The sequence below is a fragment of the uncultured Brevundimonas sp. genome, assembly GCF_947305955.1.
Taxonomy (GTDB): Bacteria; Pseudomonadota; Alphaproteobacteria; order Caulobacterales; family Caulobacteraceae; genus Brevundimonas.
In genome coordinates, this window is sequence record NZ_CAMZFB010000012.1 from 22,223 (window position 1) to 37,701 (window position 15,479).

Below are 15,479 nucleotides of genomic sequence, written 5' to 3' on the forward strand. Positions count from 1 at the left end.
TAAAGGGCGAAAGAGACGCTTTCGGATAGCTTGTATTTGATATAATACATCCTAAAGCGCTTTCGTCATGCTAGAAAGTGCAATCCAAGAAGGGGACGTGCATGATCATCGACCGTACCGCCACGCACGAGATGCTGGCCCGCCCGACACATGACGAGGCGGCCCGGACCCAATATATCGTTCAGTTGAAGAACCATCTGCGCCGTTTCGAGGCGGGCAATCAGGTGGCGCTGGAACATCGTGCAGGACCGGCTTTTCAGCAGGCGCATGGCCGCTTTCCGCAGACGGTCGAAGACATTACCCGCGCCATGAAGGGCGATCCCTTCTACCAGATCTGGAGCGCGTTCAGCCGCAGCGCCCAGGACGTCATGTGGAACTCGGTCGGCACGACCATCCACCGCGAACTGCCGCGCATGGGCGAGGTGGCCAAACGTCTGGCCAATGCGCCTGCGGGCGGCACCTGCGAGACGAGTCCTGAGTTCAAGGCACCGGCCGATGCCTATGCCGCGCACATCCACGGCCAGCCGGGCGGCTATATGCTGGGCGAGGAATCCGCAACCGATTTCGTAGCGGGTGCCTTCTACGAGAGCGGCGGCAACGCCTATTCACTCGGTACCGGCATCGGTATCCGCGACTCCAAGTCGGCCGCCATCATCGAGTTCCTCAAAGAGCGCTATCCCGACTTCAAGCCGCGCCGCATCCTTGATCTGGCGTGCTCGTCGGGCGGTGCAACCGTTGGCTATTCAGCCGCCTTCCCTGAAGCAGAGGTCTATGGCGTGGACGTGGCTCCGGGCCTGCTGCGTTATGCCCACTTGCGCGCAGAGGCCATGGGTCTGAAGGCGCACTTCCGTCAGATGGATGCGGGCGCGCTCGACTTCGAAGACGATAGCTTCGATCTCGTGATCTCCCACAACATGATGCACGAAGTCTCGCGCGAAGCTCTGGGACGGATCTTCTCGGAGGCCCGCCGTGTCGTGAAGCCCGGCGGTATCGTGGTCCATCAGGACGTGCCGGTGAAGGGCGCTGACTTCACCCCGTTCGAGAACTTCATCTTCTCTTGGCAGACCAAGAACAACGATGAACCCTTCTGGGATGACTTCACCGAGGCGCATGTTCCGTCGGTGATGTTGGAGGCCGGCTTCAGCGAGGATGAAGTGCTCGAGACAACGGTGAAGATGCGTGACGGCCCTCGCGCCTGGTACGTGGTGTTGGGGCGAAAAGCGTAAGCCACGAACCTCTTCCTTGCGGAAAGGCTCTGCTCCTAGCGGATCAGGACCTTTTTGCTGGCCGGTGGTGGGCGCGGTCCGAGACGGGGCAAAAAAAAGCCCGCAGCGGGTGCTGCGGGCTTTTAGTTTGCTCACCGTCTAAGGTTTAGAAGTTCGCTTCATAGGTCAGGCCGAACTGGCGACCGCGCGGCAGCGAGCCCACGAAGCCGCGTTTCGGGCTGGCAGCGAAGTCCGAGTAACGGACGATGCCGACCGGATCGATGTTGTCGAAGATGTTGCGGCCGAACAGGAGCACGCGGTGCGGACCACGTTCCCAGCCCAGTTGGACGTTGGCGGTGTCGCGACCATCAACCCATGCGAGGTTGGCGACCTGATCATACTTCTTGGAACGGAAGGCGTAGGTGGCGTCCGCGAAGAAGCGGTTCTCGCCGATGTGCCAAGCGTAGTTGGTGCCCAGCGAGTACTGGATCTTCGGAGCGTTCGGGATGGCATTGCCCGAGATGTCCGAGCTGCCACCGGTCAGGGCCGGAAGATCCGGATCGAAGGCTTTGGTGTATTCACTGTCGGCATAGGCGAAGGTGCCGCGGACCAGCCAGTCAGCGCTGATCTTGCCCTGGGCCTCGACCTCGATACCCTTCACCTCGACTTCACCCACGTTGCGGATGAAGGATACGGTCTCGGTCGAGGAGAGCTGGGCGACCTGCGTCATCTGCTGGTTGGTCCAGTCGATGAAGTAGCCAGCCACGTTCAGGCGAACACGACGGTCGAACAGGTCGCTCTTGAAGCCGACTTCGTAGTTCCAGGCTGTTTCTTCGCCATAGGTACGATCGGCAGGAGCCAGACGCACGTCGGTGTTGAAGCCGCCGGGCTTGTTGCCCTTCGCGACAAGGCCGTACAGCATGAAGTTTTCGCTTTGCTTGTACGACAGGGTGACGCGCGGATTTGTCGAGCGGTAGGTGGCACCCATGTTGAAGTTGGAGTCGCCACCGGTCAGCGTCAGTTCTTCTTCGGCGACGCGCAGTTCAGCCGTACCCGACAGCTTGTCGGTGAAGTCGTAACCGATCAGGCCGAAGGCAGCCAGGTTGGTGGTGCCGATGGTGCCGTTGTTTTGTAGCGCATTGGTCACGTAGCGGAAACGGCCGTCCCAGCGGTCGCTGTTGAAGTAATAGGCACCGGCCATCCAGCGGAGGCGCTCGCCTTGCGGGGAGGTGATGCGGAACTCCTGGCTGACGCCTTCGATGTCGATCTGGTCGTTGATGTGCAGCGAACCTGCCAGCAGGCGGGTCGGCTGATAATCGAGGTCGGCCTTACGGTCCTCTTCGGAGTTGTTGTAGGCCGTGATCGAGGTGAGGGTGTAGCCGTTCAGATCGTATTCGGTCGTCAGGCTCAGACGGCCCGTCTTGCGTTCGACGCCACCGCCGTCGACTTCATCCAGATTGAAGCCGATCATGTCCGGCGTCACATTGATGGCACCGCAATAGTACTGGGTGCGTGACGACAGATAGCAGTTGTTGGCCGTGGCGCGCTGCATCGCCATCGGCTCGTGGCCGTCGTCATTGTGGGCGTAGGAGGCACGCAGCAGGAAGCTGAGGTTCGGGGTCGGGGTGTAGTTCAGTGCCAGCGTACCGCCGACGGTCTTTTCTTGACCCAGCATACGGCCGTCGGAAGAGTCGCCCGGCGCGTTGTTACGGTACTCACCGCCATAGGTGTAGTAGTTGAACGAGGCCTGGGCTGACAGCTTGTCTTCGACGATCGGGCCGGAGATACCGGCCAGCAGATTGTACTCGTCGTGCTGTGCGGCCGTGGCACGCAGCAGCAGCTCGCGGTCGTTCGACGGGCGACGGGTGGTGTAGCTGATGGCACCCGAGAAGGTCTGGCGGCCGTACAGAGCCGACTGCGGGCCCTTGATGACTTCGATCTGGTCCACGAAGGCCAGCTCGGTCGCGAACAGCGAGTCCGGAATATAGACGCCATCGATGAAGGAGGCCGCGTTCGGCGAGCCGAACACGTTGGCCTGACCGCGGATCACAGGGCGCTCGAAGCGACGGCCCTGATCCTTCTCGATGTTCAGGCCCGGTGCGACCGATGAAAGGTCGGCTACTTCGCGCACGCCGCGACGCTGCATCTCCTGTGCGTTCATGGCCGTGATGGCCAGCGGGACTTCCTGCAATCTTTCGCTGGTTTTGCGGGCGGTGACGATGATCTCGTCAACCTGTACCGCCAGTTCACCACCGGCAGACTGGGCCATTGCAGGCATTGCTGCACCAGCCAAAATTGCAGCGATGCTGGTCCCCGCCAGCGTCATTGCACGAATAGCCATACTTCTTCCCCTCGATGCGTCGAGCGCACACGTATTATATTCAATACGTTTGAAGACTGTACGCCCATCCGCGCTCTGTCAATCACGTAAGAGCGTTCGGTAAAAGACGAAATCAGCGATTTACCACGTGAGGCATTGGCACCACACCCATTGTAATCAAAGGGAATGATGAGAGGAGGACTGCAATTCAATACCTTAAGGGCCTTTAGGAGTCATAATGCCTAAGCTGGAAGGGTTCTGAGGTAGGAAAGGCATGCCTCTGACCAGATTTCAGGCTGCTCGAGAATATTTGCGGAGCCACCGCCCATATGGACGAGATTCCAGTGCGGATGCAGGTTCTGGAACCTCTCGGCGTGACCGGAGACAGGATCAAGCCGACTCGAAAGCAATAGCGCAGGAGCCGAAACCAGCGGCAGCAGCGCCGCCAGATCGAAGCGATAGGCTGCCGAATGCCCGTGATCGGCGCGAATATCGTTCAAATAATAGGCCAGGTTCGCCAGATGCAGGTTCTCGACCGACAGGTTCGGATCGGCAAAATCGCGCATAAACGCCCAGCGATCGACAAAGTGGCTGCCGCCTTCGACCGGAGCGAAGGCGCGGTGCGGCATGGACTGTCGCTGTTCGCGTTCGCTGGCGGAATAGAGGGGCGGATTGTCCAGAACCAACCCCCGCACCATAGCCGGACTGAGGGCGGCAAAGGCCGAGGCGATCAGGGCTCCGGTGTGATGGCCGCCGATGATCGCCCTTTCTATGCCCAGTGCGTGCAGCGTGACTTCCAGACTGGCGGCATAGTCTTCGATATCCGGAGGCGAGGGGGACGGTTCGGACAGGCCGTAACCCGGTGTGTCGGGGGCGATGACACGCCAGCCTGCCGCGGCCAGATGCGGGGCCAGTCTGTGGAACTGGATGCCGTTCCACGGCGTCTGGTGCAGCAGGACCAGCGGCGGCCCTTCGCCCCATTCCCTGATGTGGACTTGACCCCACAGGCCGTTCACATAGGTGCGGCGTCCGCAGAGCAGGGGCGTGGTCATTGCGGATCGCCCAACGCGATCAGTTTCTGACCCAGCAGACGCCCGAACGTCAGCGCCGGTGTTGCCATCATGCCACCGCAGACGGCACGGCCCATCGTCTGGCTGGCGCCGATGATCTCTCCGGCAGCCCAAAGACCGCTGACGGGTTGTCCATCGGCGCGGATGACACGCAGCTTGTTGTCTACTGACAGGCCCACTGCGCTTGATACGGCCGCGCCTTGGACGCGAATGGCATAGAATGGTCCATTGGCGATGGGGGCAGGCAGATGTCTGCGACCGAAGAAGTCGTTGCCGGAAGCGACGCCGAAATTATAGCCGCGAACCGCGCTGAGTAGCCCTTCGGCACCGACGCCAGCTTTCTGGGCGAGTTCTTCCAGCGTGTCGGCCTTGTAGAAGAAGGGGCGTCCCTGCTCGAACAGGGCAGCGAAGCCTTCACTGTCAAAGCCCGCGACCAGCGGCGGTGCCGTTTCCAGAATGGTCTGGTCGAAGATGGCCCAATATCTCTGGTCCGGCTGTTCCAGCAGAGCGTTTTCGCGGGCGTCAACCGATTCCATATCCTCGCGGACGAAGCGGTTTCCGTGGACATTCACATAGATTTCCCACGGCAACCGCTTTTGCGGATAGGTGTTCAGCCGCCCGACCATGCCCGGCTTGGGCTGTTCGCCGTCCAGCAGGAAGCCGAAATTGCAGAAGAAGTTCTCCTGTCCACGCAACACGCCGCCGACCGATTGGCCCAGCGTATAGCCGTCACCCTGTGAATGGCGGTAGGGCAGGTTGGTATAGAGGGGGCGGCCGTTCAGGGCCGCGTACATCTCGGGATTGGCGGTATAGCCACCGCACGCCAGCACGGTGTTGAGCGACCTGAAGCAGTGGACAGTGCCTCGGGCATCGGTCGCCTCGACACCAATGACTGCGCCCGTGTCATCGGTCAGCAGACGCGTCGCGCGATGCTGTAGACGCACTTGCAGGCGACCTTCCGACAGCGCTTTTTCCACGGCACCGACCAGCACCTTTCGCACCGATGCGCCGCCTTGCAGGCCCCAATAATAGCGGGCGCGGCTATAGGGTTCGTGTCCCACGCCATCCACCGGACAAGCCGGATCGACGTCAAAGCCCTGATCCATCAGCCAGTCGAAGGTATCGGCGGCATTCCACACGGCCAGACGCACCAACTCCTCGTTCCCCGTGCCACGGCTGAGGCGCATGATGTCGTCGAAATGGTCCTGCGGGCTGTCCTCGATGCCGCGTTCTTTTTGCAGGCGGGTGCCTGCGGCGCTGAGCTGGCCGTTGGCGACCCAAAGAGTGCCGCCCAGAGCCTCTGCCGTGTCCAGCAACAGGACCCTGCTGGAACGTGCGCTGGCAAAGATGGCGGTGGACAGGCCCGCCGTGCCGCCTCCGATAATGATCAGGTCCCAAACGTCAGTGGAAGCGGTCGTATCGGTCATCAGGCGGCTCGGCGGTAGACGAAGGAATGCGAAATGATGGGCCTTAGCGGGCCAGCGTCATCTCTTCATAGACGGGGACGCGGTGCCGGATTTTCACATTGCCGACGCGCGGGCTGTAGGCGAACAGGTCGCGGTGTTCGAGCAGGAACACCGAGGGGGCGGCCTCGTGATACATGCGGCCCAGCTTCCGGTAGGCGACCAGCCGTTGGTCGGTGTCCATGATCTGGCGGGCCTTATCCAGTTCGGTGGTGATGGCTTCATCACAGAAAAAGGGCACACGGCGCCCGCAGGAGAAGTCCTCCATCGCGCGGGTCGTGTCGTAGTACTGGAAGCTGTTCCATGACAGGGCCAGTGCCTCGCCCGCCCAGCTATTGGCCTGATATTTGGCCAAAAAGTCGGGCATGGTCATGACCTTCAGCTTGGTGTTCACGCCCACGCTGCGCCAATATTCGGCGACCGCCTGCGAGATCAGGTCATCACCCGGCGCGGCGTCCACCATGACTTCCATCGTCAGGTCGAACCCGTCCGGATAGCCTGCCTCGGCCAACAGCCGTTTCGCCTTGGCCGGATCGTAGGGATAGGGGCTGATGGTCGGATCATAGCCGAACACGCCTTCGGCGGCGGGCTGGCCCGAAGCCTTGGCGCCTTCCGGCATCAGGGCGACGATCGCGTCCTTGTCTACGGCATAGTTCAGGGCCTGACGGACGCGGACATCTTTGAGCGGGCTGTCCTCGGCCCCGCCCACATTGCGGAAGCTGTAGGCTTTGACCTGTGCGGAGGGTGACGACAGGACGTGGTAGCCCTTGCGGTGCAGGCGTTCCAACTCTTCCAGATCGACCAGCGAGAAGTCGATATCACCCGACAGCAACGACTGGGTGCGTCCTGCCGCGCTGGGCAGTTCGTAGAAAACCACGCCCTCGATATTGGATCGACGCCAGGACCTGTCGTTTCGAACCAGCGTCAGCTGGCGAGAGCGTTGATCCCAGCCTGTCATGGTGAAAGCGCCGGTGCCGACAGGCTGGCGGGCAAAGGCATCCATGCCCATCGATTTGACCGCCTCAGCATCGACCATCATTACAGCCGCCAGACGACGCGGCAGCACCGGGTCGGGCCGGGCTGTGACGATTTCCAGTTCAAGCAGGCCGACAACGCGGGTCGAGGCAATGCCGCGGTTCTCGGCACCGATCAGGGTGCGCTTGCCCTCCTCGGAAGCTAGATAGTCAAACACGCCCTTGGCCGCCGCGGCATCGAAGACGCGGCCGTTGGAATAGCGGACACCCTCGCGGATTCTGAAACGCCAGACGGTCGGCTCGATCAGTGTCCATTCCGTCGCGAGGCCGGGTTTCAGTTGACCGTCGTCGTCGATGGCTGTCAGCCCGTCATAGATGGCCAGCCAGATCAGCGAACCGGGGCGGCTGTTGCCACGGAAAGGGTTGCCGAGACTGGAGGGCAGGGAGCCCGCTGCCACGCGCAACACCTGGTCATTCTGCGGGGCGGTGGGGCCGCAGGCGGCGACACCCAGCGCAGCTGCACAGGCCATACCGGCCAACAGGGATTTGAACGAGGTCATCTTCATCTCAGGCCATCCCCTCACCGGAAGGGGGCATTCGGGCATCGCTGCGGATAATCTCCATCACCCCGGCCAGAACGCCGTCATCGATCGCCGCGCCGTCTTCCAGCAGGGCGGACAGGCGTGGATCGGCCAAGGCCGCCGTGGGGTTGAGTGCCGCAGCCAGCAACAACTGGGTATAGGCCGTGCTCGGATGGTACAGCACCTGTGTGACCGGCCCCTGTTCGATGATCCGGCCGTTCTGGATGACACACACCTGATCGGCCATGCGGCGCACGCTGCGCATGTCGTGCGATACGAACAGCATGGCCAGACCCAGTTCCTCCGTCAGCGACTGAAGCAGGGTGGAAATCTTGTCCTGATTGGCAAAGTCGAGCGCCGACAGCGCCTCGTCGGCGATCAGGATTTGCGGCTCCATCGCTAAGGCGCGGGCAATGGCGAGGCGCTGCTTCTGTCCACCCGAAAGGGCGGCGGGCCGAAGACCGGCAAGGCGTTCGTCTAGATGCACCAGTGCCAGAAGTTCTGCCGTGCGGCTCTTTCGCTGGGCGGCGGTTCGACCGCCCTTGACCAGCAGGGCCTCGTCCAGAATCTGTCCCGCGGTGTGGCGCGGGTTCAAACTGGCACCCGGGTCCTGAAACACCATCTGGATTGCGTGCAGGGTCGCCTTGTCGCGTTTGCGCAGCGGCAGCAGCTTTTGCCCGTTCAGCAGGATTTCACCCGCCGACGGATCGACCAGACCGGCAACGGCACGCACCAGACTGGACTTGCCAGAACCGGACTCGCCCACGATGGCGGCAACCTGTCCGGCTTCGAGTGTCAAAGAGGCATCGGCCAGCACCGTCTTCGTTGACGGGCCGTCGCCGTAGGAAACGCTGATGTCACGGATGTGGAGCAGGCTCATCGGTCGTCTCCGCGTGTCACTGTGCCGATAGGGGCGGCGGCCAGAAGCTGGCGGGTAAAGTCGTGCTGCGGGGCCGACAGTATGGCGCGCGTCGGGCCTTCCTCGATGATCCAGCCTTCCAGCATCACGGCCAGCCGGTCGCAGATGGCGGCGGCGGCGGCAATGTCGTGGGTGACCATCAGACCTGCGCTGTTCGACACCTTGCGGCGCATCAGGGCGAGGATCTGCAGTTGAACGGTCGGATCCAGCGCTGTGGTCGGCTCATCCGCCAGCAGCAGGGCAGGGTTGTTGATCATCGCCAGACCAATCATTGCGCGCTGTCGCTGGCCACCGGAAAGCTGGTGCGGATAGGCATCCACACAGGCATTGCTGCCCGGCAGGTGCATCGACTTCAGAATATCGATGGCAAGGGCGCGGGCATCGGCCTTTGACAGGTTCTGATGGCGACGGGCCGATTCAATCAGGATCGCGCCGATGGTCTTGACCGGATTGAACGACGACAGCGGGTCCTGGAAGATCATGCCGATCTGGCCGCCACGGATGGAGCGCCATTCCTTTTCGGAGCGGTTGTCGATGCGCTGGCCGTCGAGGACGATCTCGCCTGCGGTCATGCGCACGCCGGACGGCAGCAGCCCTGCGATACCGAAACAGGTCAGGGTCTTGCCCGAGCCGGACTCGCCCACAAGGCCCAGTATCTCGCCACGGCGGATCTGCAGGTCCAGAGAAGGCACCAGAATGCGGCCACCCTCGACGGCTTCCAGCCGCAGGCCTTTGACGTCGAGCGCGATATCGGAATGGGTGACGGCGCTCATCGGGTGATGTTCCGCAGATACTGGCCCAGACGGTGGGCGGATACGATGATGATGACCATTGCCAAAGCAGGGGCGAGGGTCAGCCACGGCGCTTCGAGCATATAGCCACGGCCTTCGCTGAGCATGGCCCCCCATGTCGCGGCACCCAGCGGCGCACCGATGCCGAGGAAGGAAAGCGCGCCTTCGGCCACGATCATTTCGGCAAAGTGGAACACAACCAGCACCGACAGGGTGGGGATGAGCGCGGGCAGAACATGATGTAGATACAGGCGCATCTTGGACATGCCGGTCATTTCGGCGGCCTGGACATACTCGCGCTGGAACAGGCTGCGGGCCTCCGCATAGACGACGCGCGAGAACACCGGCCACGTCACAAGACCCAAGGTTAGGGTCAGGGCCACAAAGCCGCTGTCGCCTAGTATTGCGATGACGGTGACGGCCATGACGAAGGAAGGAAAGGACTGGGTGAAGGTGGTCAGCAGGCGCAGGGACGATCCCAGCAGACCGCCTTTGTGCGCGGCCAGAATCCCGAAGGTCGAACCGATGCAGAAGGCGATGACCGTGGCGCAGAATGCCGCTCCGACAGACCAGCGCAGGCCGGTCAGCAGGCGGGCCAACTGGTCACGTCCCAGTTCGTCGGTGCCCAGAAGATGGCCGGGCGACAGAGGCGGCAACAGGCGCGCCGTCAGGTCGATGGCCCGATGGTCGTGCCCTGAAAGCATATCGCCGAGCAGCATGCTGAGCGCGCAGACAAGGCCGACAATACCAAGCGGCAGCAGCGGCGAGCGGATGATCTTTGCGGGGCTCATTTGTCTGCCCTCGCGCCGACACGGATGCGGGGGTCCAGCATCACCTGTACCGCTTCGGTCAGGGCATTGCTGAGGAAGACCGACACCACCATCGCGATCACCACGGCCTGAACCACAGGGAAATCGAGGTTCAGCGTGGATTGTACCAGCAACCAGCCGATACCGGGCCAGGCGAAAATCGTCTCGATGACCACCAGACCGGTCAGCATGAAGGCGATCTCGGCACCGATCAGGGCTACAGCCCCGAGCAGCGAGTTGGGCAGGACATGACGCCACAGGATCACGCTATCGGATGCGCCGATCGAGCGGGCGGTGCGAACGAAATTGGCGTTCAGAGCGGCCCAGGTATTGGCCTCGACCACGCGGATCAGTTTTGGCGCAAGGAAGCAGACCACCGACACGACGGGCAAAATCCACGTTGCCGGCCCCGAAAAGCCGATAGATGGCAACCATTCGAGACTGGCGGCAAACAGATTGATTAGCAGCAGGGCGATAACAAAGCCCGGAAAGCCCTGAATCACCGACAGGAAGGCGCGCACCGCCTTGCATGATTTCGATGTCTGGCTTTGGCCCAGCCATGCCCCCAGAGGCAGTGACACGATCAGGTTCAGTGTAATGGCCATTGCCGCCAGCATCAGGGTAGCGGGCAGGGCGGCCAGTACTTTTTCCATTGCGGGGGTACCATCCAGCAGCGACTTGCCGAAATCCCCCTGGGCCAGACGTGCGACCGTGTGCAGATATTGGATGGGCAAGGGCTTATCAAAGCCGTTCTCGACGCGGATGGCTTCGATCTGGTCTGCGGTGGCACCTTCACCCGCCAGTACGACGGCGGGGTCGCCGGTTAGGCGAAGCAGGAAGAACAGAACGGTGACTGTAGCAACCAGGACGAACGCAAAATCGCGCAGTCCGGCAAAAAGTTTGCGAAAGGCCACTGGGTCAGATGCCCTTGTCCGGAAATCTGGCGTCTGCCCGCCCGAATCTGTTGCTCATTGCTCCCCCACTAAGCTTGGCGTTCGTAGAACCTACCTCGACCAACCTTGGTAGGGTAGTGCTAGCACGTATTCAAATAAATACAACATGCGCTTTTCCCTCTAAAATCGCGGGATAAAGAGGGTTCTCTTCACCGTCGCTATTGAATACCAAGGGCTGGCTCAGTGAAGCGTGTGAGGGGAAAATGAAGCGCATCAAACCATCTGCGGGCCTGACGGCCCTGCTTCTCGCCGGGACCTGCCTGACGGCACCCCTCTTTATGCCTCATATGGCCGTGGCAGAGGTGGCTGCGGAAGCGTCATCGCCTGTAGCCGGTCCGCTTAGCCCCGCCGTGGCCGGCGTGACCGCGCCCAAGGACTTTTTCCCGCAGGAGCCGGGGTCGGACTATTATCTGGCCAACTACAGCCAGTACGAAGCCTATCTGAAGCTGCTGGCCGAGCAGTCGGACCGGATGAAGCTGGAAAGCTTCGGCACGACGGAGGAGGGGCGCACCCAGTGGATGGCGATTGTTTCCACGCCGGAAAACCTCGCCAATCTGGACCGCTATAAGGATATTGCCCGCCGTCTGGCCAAGGCCGAGGGCGTAACCGAAGAAGAGGCCCGCCAACTGGCCGCCGAGGGCAAGTCGGTGGTCTGGATCGATGCCGGTCTGCACGCCACCGAAACGGTGACGACCCAAGGCCAGATCCACGTCCTTTACCGTTTGCTGACGGGTCAGGATGCAGAGACCCTGCGCACGCTGGATGACACCATCCTGCTGTTCGGCCACGTCAATCCGGATGGTCTGGAGCTGGTCGCCGACTGGTACATGCGCAAGGAAAACCCGCAGGAGCGTTCGTTCCGCGACCTGCCGCGCCTGTACCAGAAGTACACCGGTCACGATAACAACCGCGATTCCTACATGGTCTCGCAGGCCGAGACCGAGAACGTGAACCGCATCCACTATCGCGAGTGGTTCCCGCAGATCGTCTATAACCAGCACCAGACCGGCCCGCGTGGTATGGTGGTGTACATCCCGCCGTTCCGCGATCCTTTCAACTACAACCTCGACAGTCTGGTGATGAACCTGACCAGCGAGCTGGGCACCACCATGCACAGCCGTCTGGTCTCGGAAGGCAAGGCGGGTTCGGGCTCGAACTCGGTCGGGGCCTATTCGACGTGGCACAACGGCATGGTCCGCTCCACGCCCTACTACCACAACACCATCGGCATCCTGACCGAGATCATCGGTGGTCCGACGCCGGAACAGATCGCTCTGGTTCCCGAGCATCAGCTGGCCCGCAATGATGTGCCGCTGCCGATCACGCCGCGCACATGGCATCTGCGGGATACGGTGGAATATCAGTGGAGCTTGAACCGCGCGATCATCGACTATGCGTCGCGCAACAAGGAACGCCTGCTGTTCAACATCTGGCGCATGGGCCAGAACGCCATCGAGCGCGGCTCGACCGACACCTGGCAGGTGACGCCGACCTTGGTGGACCAGATGAAGGCCGCCGCGGGCGAGAACGCCCGTACCGCCGATCCGGCATTGCTGGACACCATTGTCCGCACCGCCGAAAACCGCATGCCGCGCGGCTATATCATCAACCCTCAGACCCAGCGCGACCTGCCGGCCACGGTGGCCTTCCTCAACACGCTGATCAAGAACGGCGTGGACGTGGAGGTGGCCGAGCGCCCGTTCACCGTCAACGGCACCCGCTATCCGGCGGGCAGCTATGTGGTGAAGACGGCGCAGTCCTATCGCCCGCACGTGCTGGACATGTTCGAGCCGCAGGATCACCCCCACAACACCGAATATCCGGGCGGCCCGCCCAAGCTGCCGTATGACGTGGCGGGCTATACGCTGGCCTTCCAGATGGGCGTGAGCTTCGACCGCATTCAGGACGGCTTTGAAGCTCCGACCGTCAAGGCTGCAGACGTTCTGGCTCCGCCGCCGGGACGTGTGATCGGCAATGGCCGTGCAGGCTTTGTGATCGGCCACGAAGAGAACAACAGCTTCATCCTGACCAACCGCCTGCTGGCGGCGGGCATCCAGCCGGAATGGATCGAACAGTCGGTCCGTGCCAATGGCGAGACGCTGGGCGCAGGTGCCATCTGGGTTCCGGCTTCGGAACAGGCTGCGGCCATCATCCGCGAGGCGGTCGGCCCGCTGGGTATTGACGCCCATGCCGTGTCGCGCCGTCCGGCCGGTGAGGGCATGGCCCTGAAGCCTGTTCGTGTCGGTCTGGTGGACCGTTACGGCGGTGTGATGTCGTCGGGTTGGACCCGCTTCCTGCTGGAACGCTACGAGTTCCCGTTCGAGGTCGTCTATCCGCAGGCGCTGGATACCGAGGACCTGAACGCCAAATACGACGTGTTGGTTTTCACCGACACGGTCGCGCCCGCGCTGGACCATCCGGCCTATCGCCAGACCAACCCCTATCCGCAGCCCAAGCCTGAAACCGTCCCCGCCGAAATGCGCGGCTGGCTGGGCGAGGTGACGGCAGAGACGACCGTGCCCCGCATCGCCGAGTTCGCCCGCAAGGGTGGCACGGTGGTGACCATCGGCAACTCCAACCGTCTGGCACACCTGTTGGGCGCGCCGATCGAGCCGGCTCTGGTCAAGACCGAGGGCGAGCGTGTGCGTCCGCTGCCGAACACCGAGTTCTTCCTTCCGGGGTCGATCCTGTCGGCCAAGGTCGAGACGGCCAGCCCGCTGGCCTATGGCATGCCGGAACGGGCCGATGTTTTCTTCAACAACGGCCAGACCTTCCGCGTGACGGGTGAGGGCGCACGCACCGTCGTCAGCTTCGACAGCGATGCGCCGCTGCGCAGCGGCTGGGCCCACAATCAGGAAATCCTGAAGGACACCAGCGCCGTGGTCGAAGTCGATCTGGGTGAGGGCAAGCTGTTCGCTTATGGCGCGGAGGTCATCCAGCGCGCCCAGCCGCACGGCACCTTCCGCCTGTTCTTCAACGGCCTGCTGTACGGTCCGGCCAGCGCCAACCGCGACTGATCCGTCCGTTTGCACGATGGATTTAGGGGGCTGCTTCGGTGGCCCCCTTTTTCGTGTGGTGCCGCCCTCAAATAGAAGCTTGCTTTACAAGACTGACTATCGCACTCTTTCGTTTGAATAACGGTGGAGGATTGGCGTCATGGTCTATGTTCTGGGCGGATGGCAGAGCGATTTCTCGCGCAACTGGGCGCGGGAAGGGATGGAAGTCTCGGACGGTTTTGCCGAGGCACTGAACCACGGACTGGACGCCGCCAAACTGGACCCAACAGAGATCGAAGTGGGCCACGTCGGCAATTTCGTCGGCGAGCTGTTCTGCCACCAGGGCATGATGGGGGGCCTGTTCGCCCAGACGGACCGTCGTTTTGACGGCATGCCGACCGCCCGTCACGAAGCGGCCTGTGCATCGGGTTCCTTGGCCATCATGGCTGCAATGGCCGATATCGAGGCCGGACGCTATGACGTGGCCTGCGCCATCGGTCTGGAGATGATGCGGAACGTGCCGGGCAAGCTGGCTGCCGAGCATCTGGGGGCGGCCGCATGGCATGGCCACGAGTTTCAGGATGCCGCCTATGTGTGGCCGCGCGCCTTCTCGGACGTCGGCGACGTCTATCAGGAACGGTTCGGCATCAAACGCGAGCATCTGGCTGAGATCGCGCGGATCAATTTCGGCAATGCCAAGCGCAACCCCAACGCCCAGACGCGCGGCTGGGCCTTTACGGATGCCAGTTTCACCGATGACGATGAAGCCAATCCGGTAATCGAGGGCAATATCCGCCGTCAGGACTGCGGTCAGGTGACGGATGGCGCGGCTGTGGTCTTCCTCGCCTCGGAGCGCAAGGCTGCCGAGTATGCCCGCAAGCACGGGCTGCGCCTTGAAGACCTGCCGCGCATCAAGGGCTGGGGCCATACGGGCGCGCCGATGAGCCTTCGCTCCAAGCTGGAAGTTCAGGACGAAGAGGGCTGGATCTTCCCGCACGTGAAGAAGGCGGGCGAGGATGCCCGTCGCCGTGCGGGTATTGCCGATGTGTGGGGAATCGATGCCGTCGAGACGCACGACTGCTTCACCACCACCGAATACATGGCCATCGAACACCTGGGCCTGACCAAGGCGGGCGAGGCGTGGAAGGCCATCGAGGACGGCACGATCGATTTTGACGGCAAGCTGCCGTTCAACCCGTCCGGCGGTCTGATCGGTCTTGGCCACCCCGTCGGCGCGACCGGCGTGCGCATGGTTCTGGATGCCGCCAAACAGGTGACGGGCACTGCCGGAGACTATCAGGTCGAGGGCGCGAAGAACGTCCAGACCCTGAACATCGGCGGATCGACCACCACTACGGTCAGCTTCGTTGTCGGAACCTGAAGCCCCACAGCAGGGGC

11 protein-coding genes are annotated in these 15,479 nt (G+C 62.3%); 3 read left to right on the forward strand and 8 right to left on the reverse strand.

The window, feature by feature from the left end:
* The first annotated feature begins 101 nt into the window (after window positions 1–101).
* Window positions 102–1,226, forward strand: a complete 1,125-nt coding sequence (locus tag Q0Y42_RS05030) for a class I SAM-dependent methyltransferase (protein ID WP_297800849.1) — start codon at window positions 102–104, stop codon at window positions 1,224–1,226.
* 145 nt (window positions 1,227–1,371) lie between these two features.
* Here Q0Y42_RS05030 and Q0Y42_RS05035 read toward each other — a convergent pair whose 3' ends face one another.
* From Q0Y42_RS05035 to Q0Y42_RS05070, 8 genes are all read right to left on the reverse strand, one after another.
* A complete protein-coding gene (locus tag Q0Y42_RS05035; RefSeq protein ID WP_297800851.1) occupies window positions 1,372–3,546 on the reverse strand; it encodes a TonB-dependent receptor in 2,175 nt (724 codons plus the stop codon).
* 221 nt (window positions 3,547–3,767) lie between these two features.
* Window positions 3,768–4,577 (reverse strand): alpha/beta fold hydrolase, encoded by an 810-nt coding sequence (locus tag Q0Y42_RS05040; protein ID WP_297800853.1) that lies wholly within the window; start codon window positions 4,575–4,577, stop codon window positions 3,768–3,770.
* Window positions 4,574–6,022, reverse strand: a complete 1,449-nt coding sequence (locus Q0Y42_RS05045; RefSeq protein WP_297800855.1) for an FAD-dependent oxidoreductase — start codon at window positions 6,020–6,022, stop codon at window positions 4,574–4,576. Before Q0Y42_RS05045 ends, Q0Y42_RS05040 begins: the two co-directional genes overlap by 4 nt.
* A gap of 43 nt (window positions 6,023–6,065) precedes the next feature.
* Window positions 6,066–7,598 (reverse strand): ABC transporter substrate-binding protein, encoded by a 1,533-nt coding sequence (locus Q0Y42_RS05050; protein ID WP_297800857.1) that lies wholly within the window; start codon window positions 7,596–7,598, stop codon window positions 6,066–6,068.
* A gap of 1 nt (window position 7,599) precedes the next feature.
* On the reverse strand, window positions 7,600–8,493 hold the full coding sequence (locus Q0Y42_RS05055; protein WP_297800859.1) for an ABC transporter ATP-binding protein: 894 nt from the start codon (window positions 8,491–8,493) through the stop codon (window positions 7,600–7,602).
* Window positions 8,490–9,305 (reverse strand): ABC transporter ATP-binding protein, encoded by an 816-nt coding sequence (locus tag Q0Y42_RS05060; RefSeq protein WP_297800861.1) that lies wholly within the window; start codon window positions 9,303–9,305, stop codon window positions 8,490–8,492. The genes Q0Y42_RS05055 and Q0Y42_RS05060 overlap by 4 nt, the downstream gene beginning before the upstream one ends.
* Window positions 9,302–10,114, reverse strand: coding sequence for an ABC transporter permease (locus Q0Y42_RS05065; RefSeq protein WP_297800863.1), 813 nt, complete (start codon window positions 10,112–10,114; stop codon window positions 9,302–9,304). Before Q0Y42_RS05065 ends, Q0Y42_RS05060 begins: the two co-directional genes overlap by 4 nt.
* Window positions 10,111–11,046, reverse strand: coding sequence for an ABC transporter permease (locus Q0Y42_RS05070; RefSeq protein ID WP_297800865.1), 936 nt, complete (start codon window positions 11,044–11,046; stop codon window positions 10,111–10,113). The genes Q0Y42_RS05065 and Q0Y42_RS05070 overlap by 4 nt, the downstream gene beginning before the upstream one ends.
* 242 nt (window positions 11,047–11,288) lie before the next feature.
* On the opposite strand from Q0Y42_RS05070, the gene Q0Y42_RS05075 reads away from it, so the two are divergent.
* Both Q0Y42_RS05075 and Q0Y42_RS05080 read left to right on the forward strand, forming a co-directional pair.
* Entirely contained in the window at window positions 11,289–14,102 is a 2,814-nt protein-coding gene (locus Q0Y42_RS05075; RefSeq protein WP_297800867.1) for a M14 metallopeptidase family protein, read from the forward strand.
* A 139-nt stretch (window positions 14,103–14,241) separates the two neighbouring features.
* Window positions 14,242–15,462: an acetyl-CoA acetyltransferase gene (locus Q0Y42_RS05080; RefSeq protein WP_297800869.1), complete on the forward strand. Its 1,221-nt coding sequence runs from the start codon at window positions 14,242–14,244 to the stop codon at window positions 15,460–15,462.
* Window positions 15,463–15,479: the final 17 nt, after the last annotated feature.

Excerpts from the sequence above, each read along its gene's own strand:
- Q0Y42_RS05055 (WP_297800859.1), bottom strand. The coding sequence starts at position 8,493 with ATGAGCCTGCTCCACATCCGTGACATCAGCGTTTCCTACGGCGACGGC.
- Q0Y42_RS05060 (WP_297800861.1), bottom strand. The coding sequence starts at position 9,305 with ATGAGCGCCGTCACCCATTCCGATATCGCGCTCGACGTCAAAGGCCTG.
- Q0Y42_RS05035 (WP_297800851.1), bottom strand. The coding sequence starts at position 3,546 with ATGGCTATTCGTGCAATGACGCTGGCGGGGACCAGCATCGCTGCAATT.
- Q0Y42_RS05030 (WP_297800849.1), top strand. The coding sequence starts at position 102 with ATGATCATCGACCGTACCGCCACGCACGAGATGCTGGCCCGCCCGACA.
- Q0Y42_RS05045 (WP_297800855.1), bottom strand. The coding sequence starts at position 6,022 with ATGACCGATACGACCGCTTCCACTGACGTTTGGGACCTGATCATTATC.
- Q0Y42_RS05080 (WP_297800869.1), top strand. The coding sequence starts at position 14,242 with ATGGTCTATGTTCTGGGCGGATGGCAGAGCGATTTCTCGCGCAACTGG.
- Q0Y42_RS05050 (WP_297800857.1), bottom strand. The coding sequence starts at position 7,598 with ATGAAGATGACCTCGTTCAAATCCCTGTTGGCCGGTATGGCCTGTGCA.
- Q0Y42_RS05075 (WP_297800867.1), top strand. The coding sequence starts at position 11,289 with ATGAAGCGCATCAAACCATCTGCGGGCCTGACGGCCCTGCTTCTCGCC.
- Q0Y42_RS05065 (WP_297800863.1), bottom strand. The coding sequence starts at position 10,114 with ATGAGCCCCGCAAAGATCATCCGCTCGCCGCTGCTGCCGCTTGGTATT.
- Q0Y42_RS05040 (WP_297800853.1), bottom strand. The coding sequence starts at position 4,577 with ATGACCACGCCCCTGCTCTGCGGACGCCGCACCTATGTGAACGGCCTG.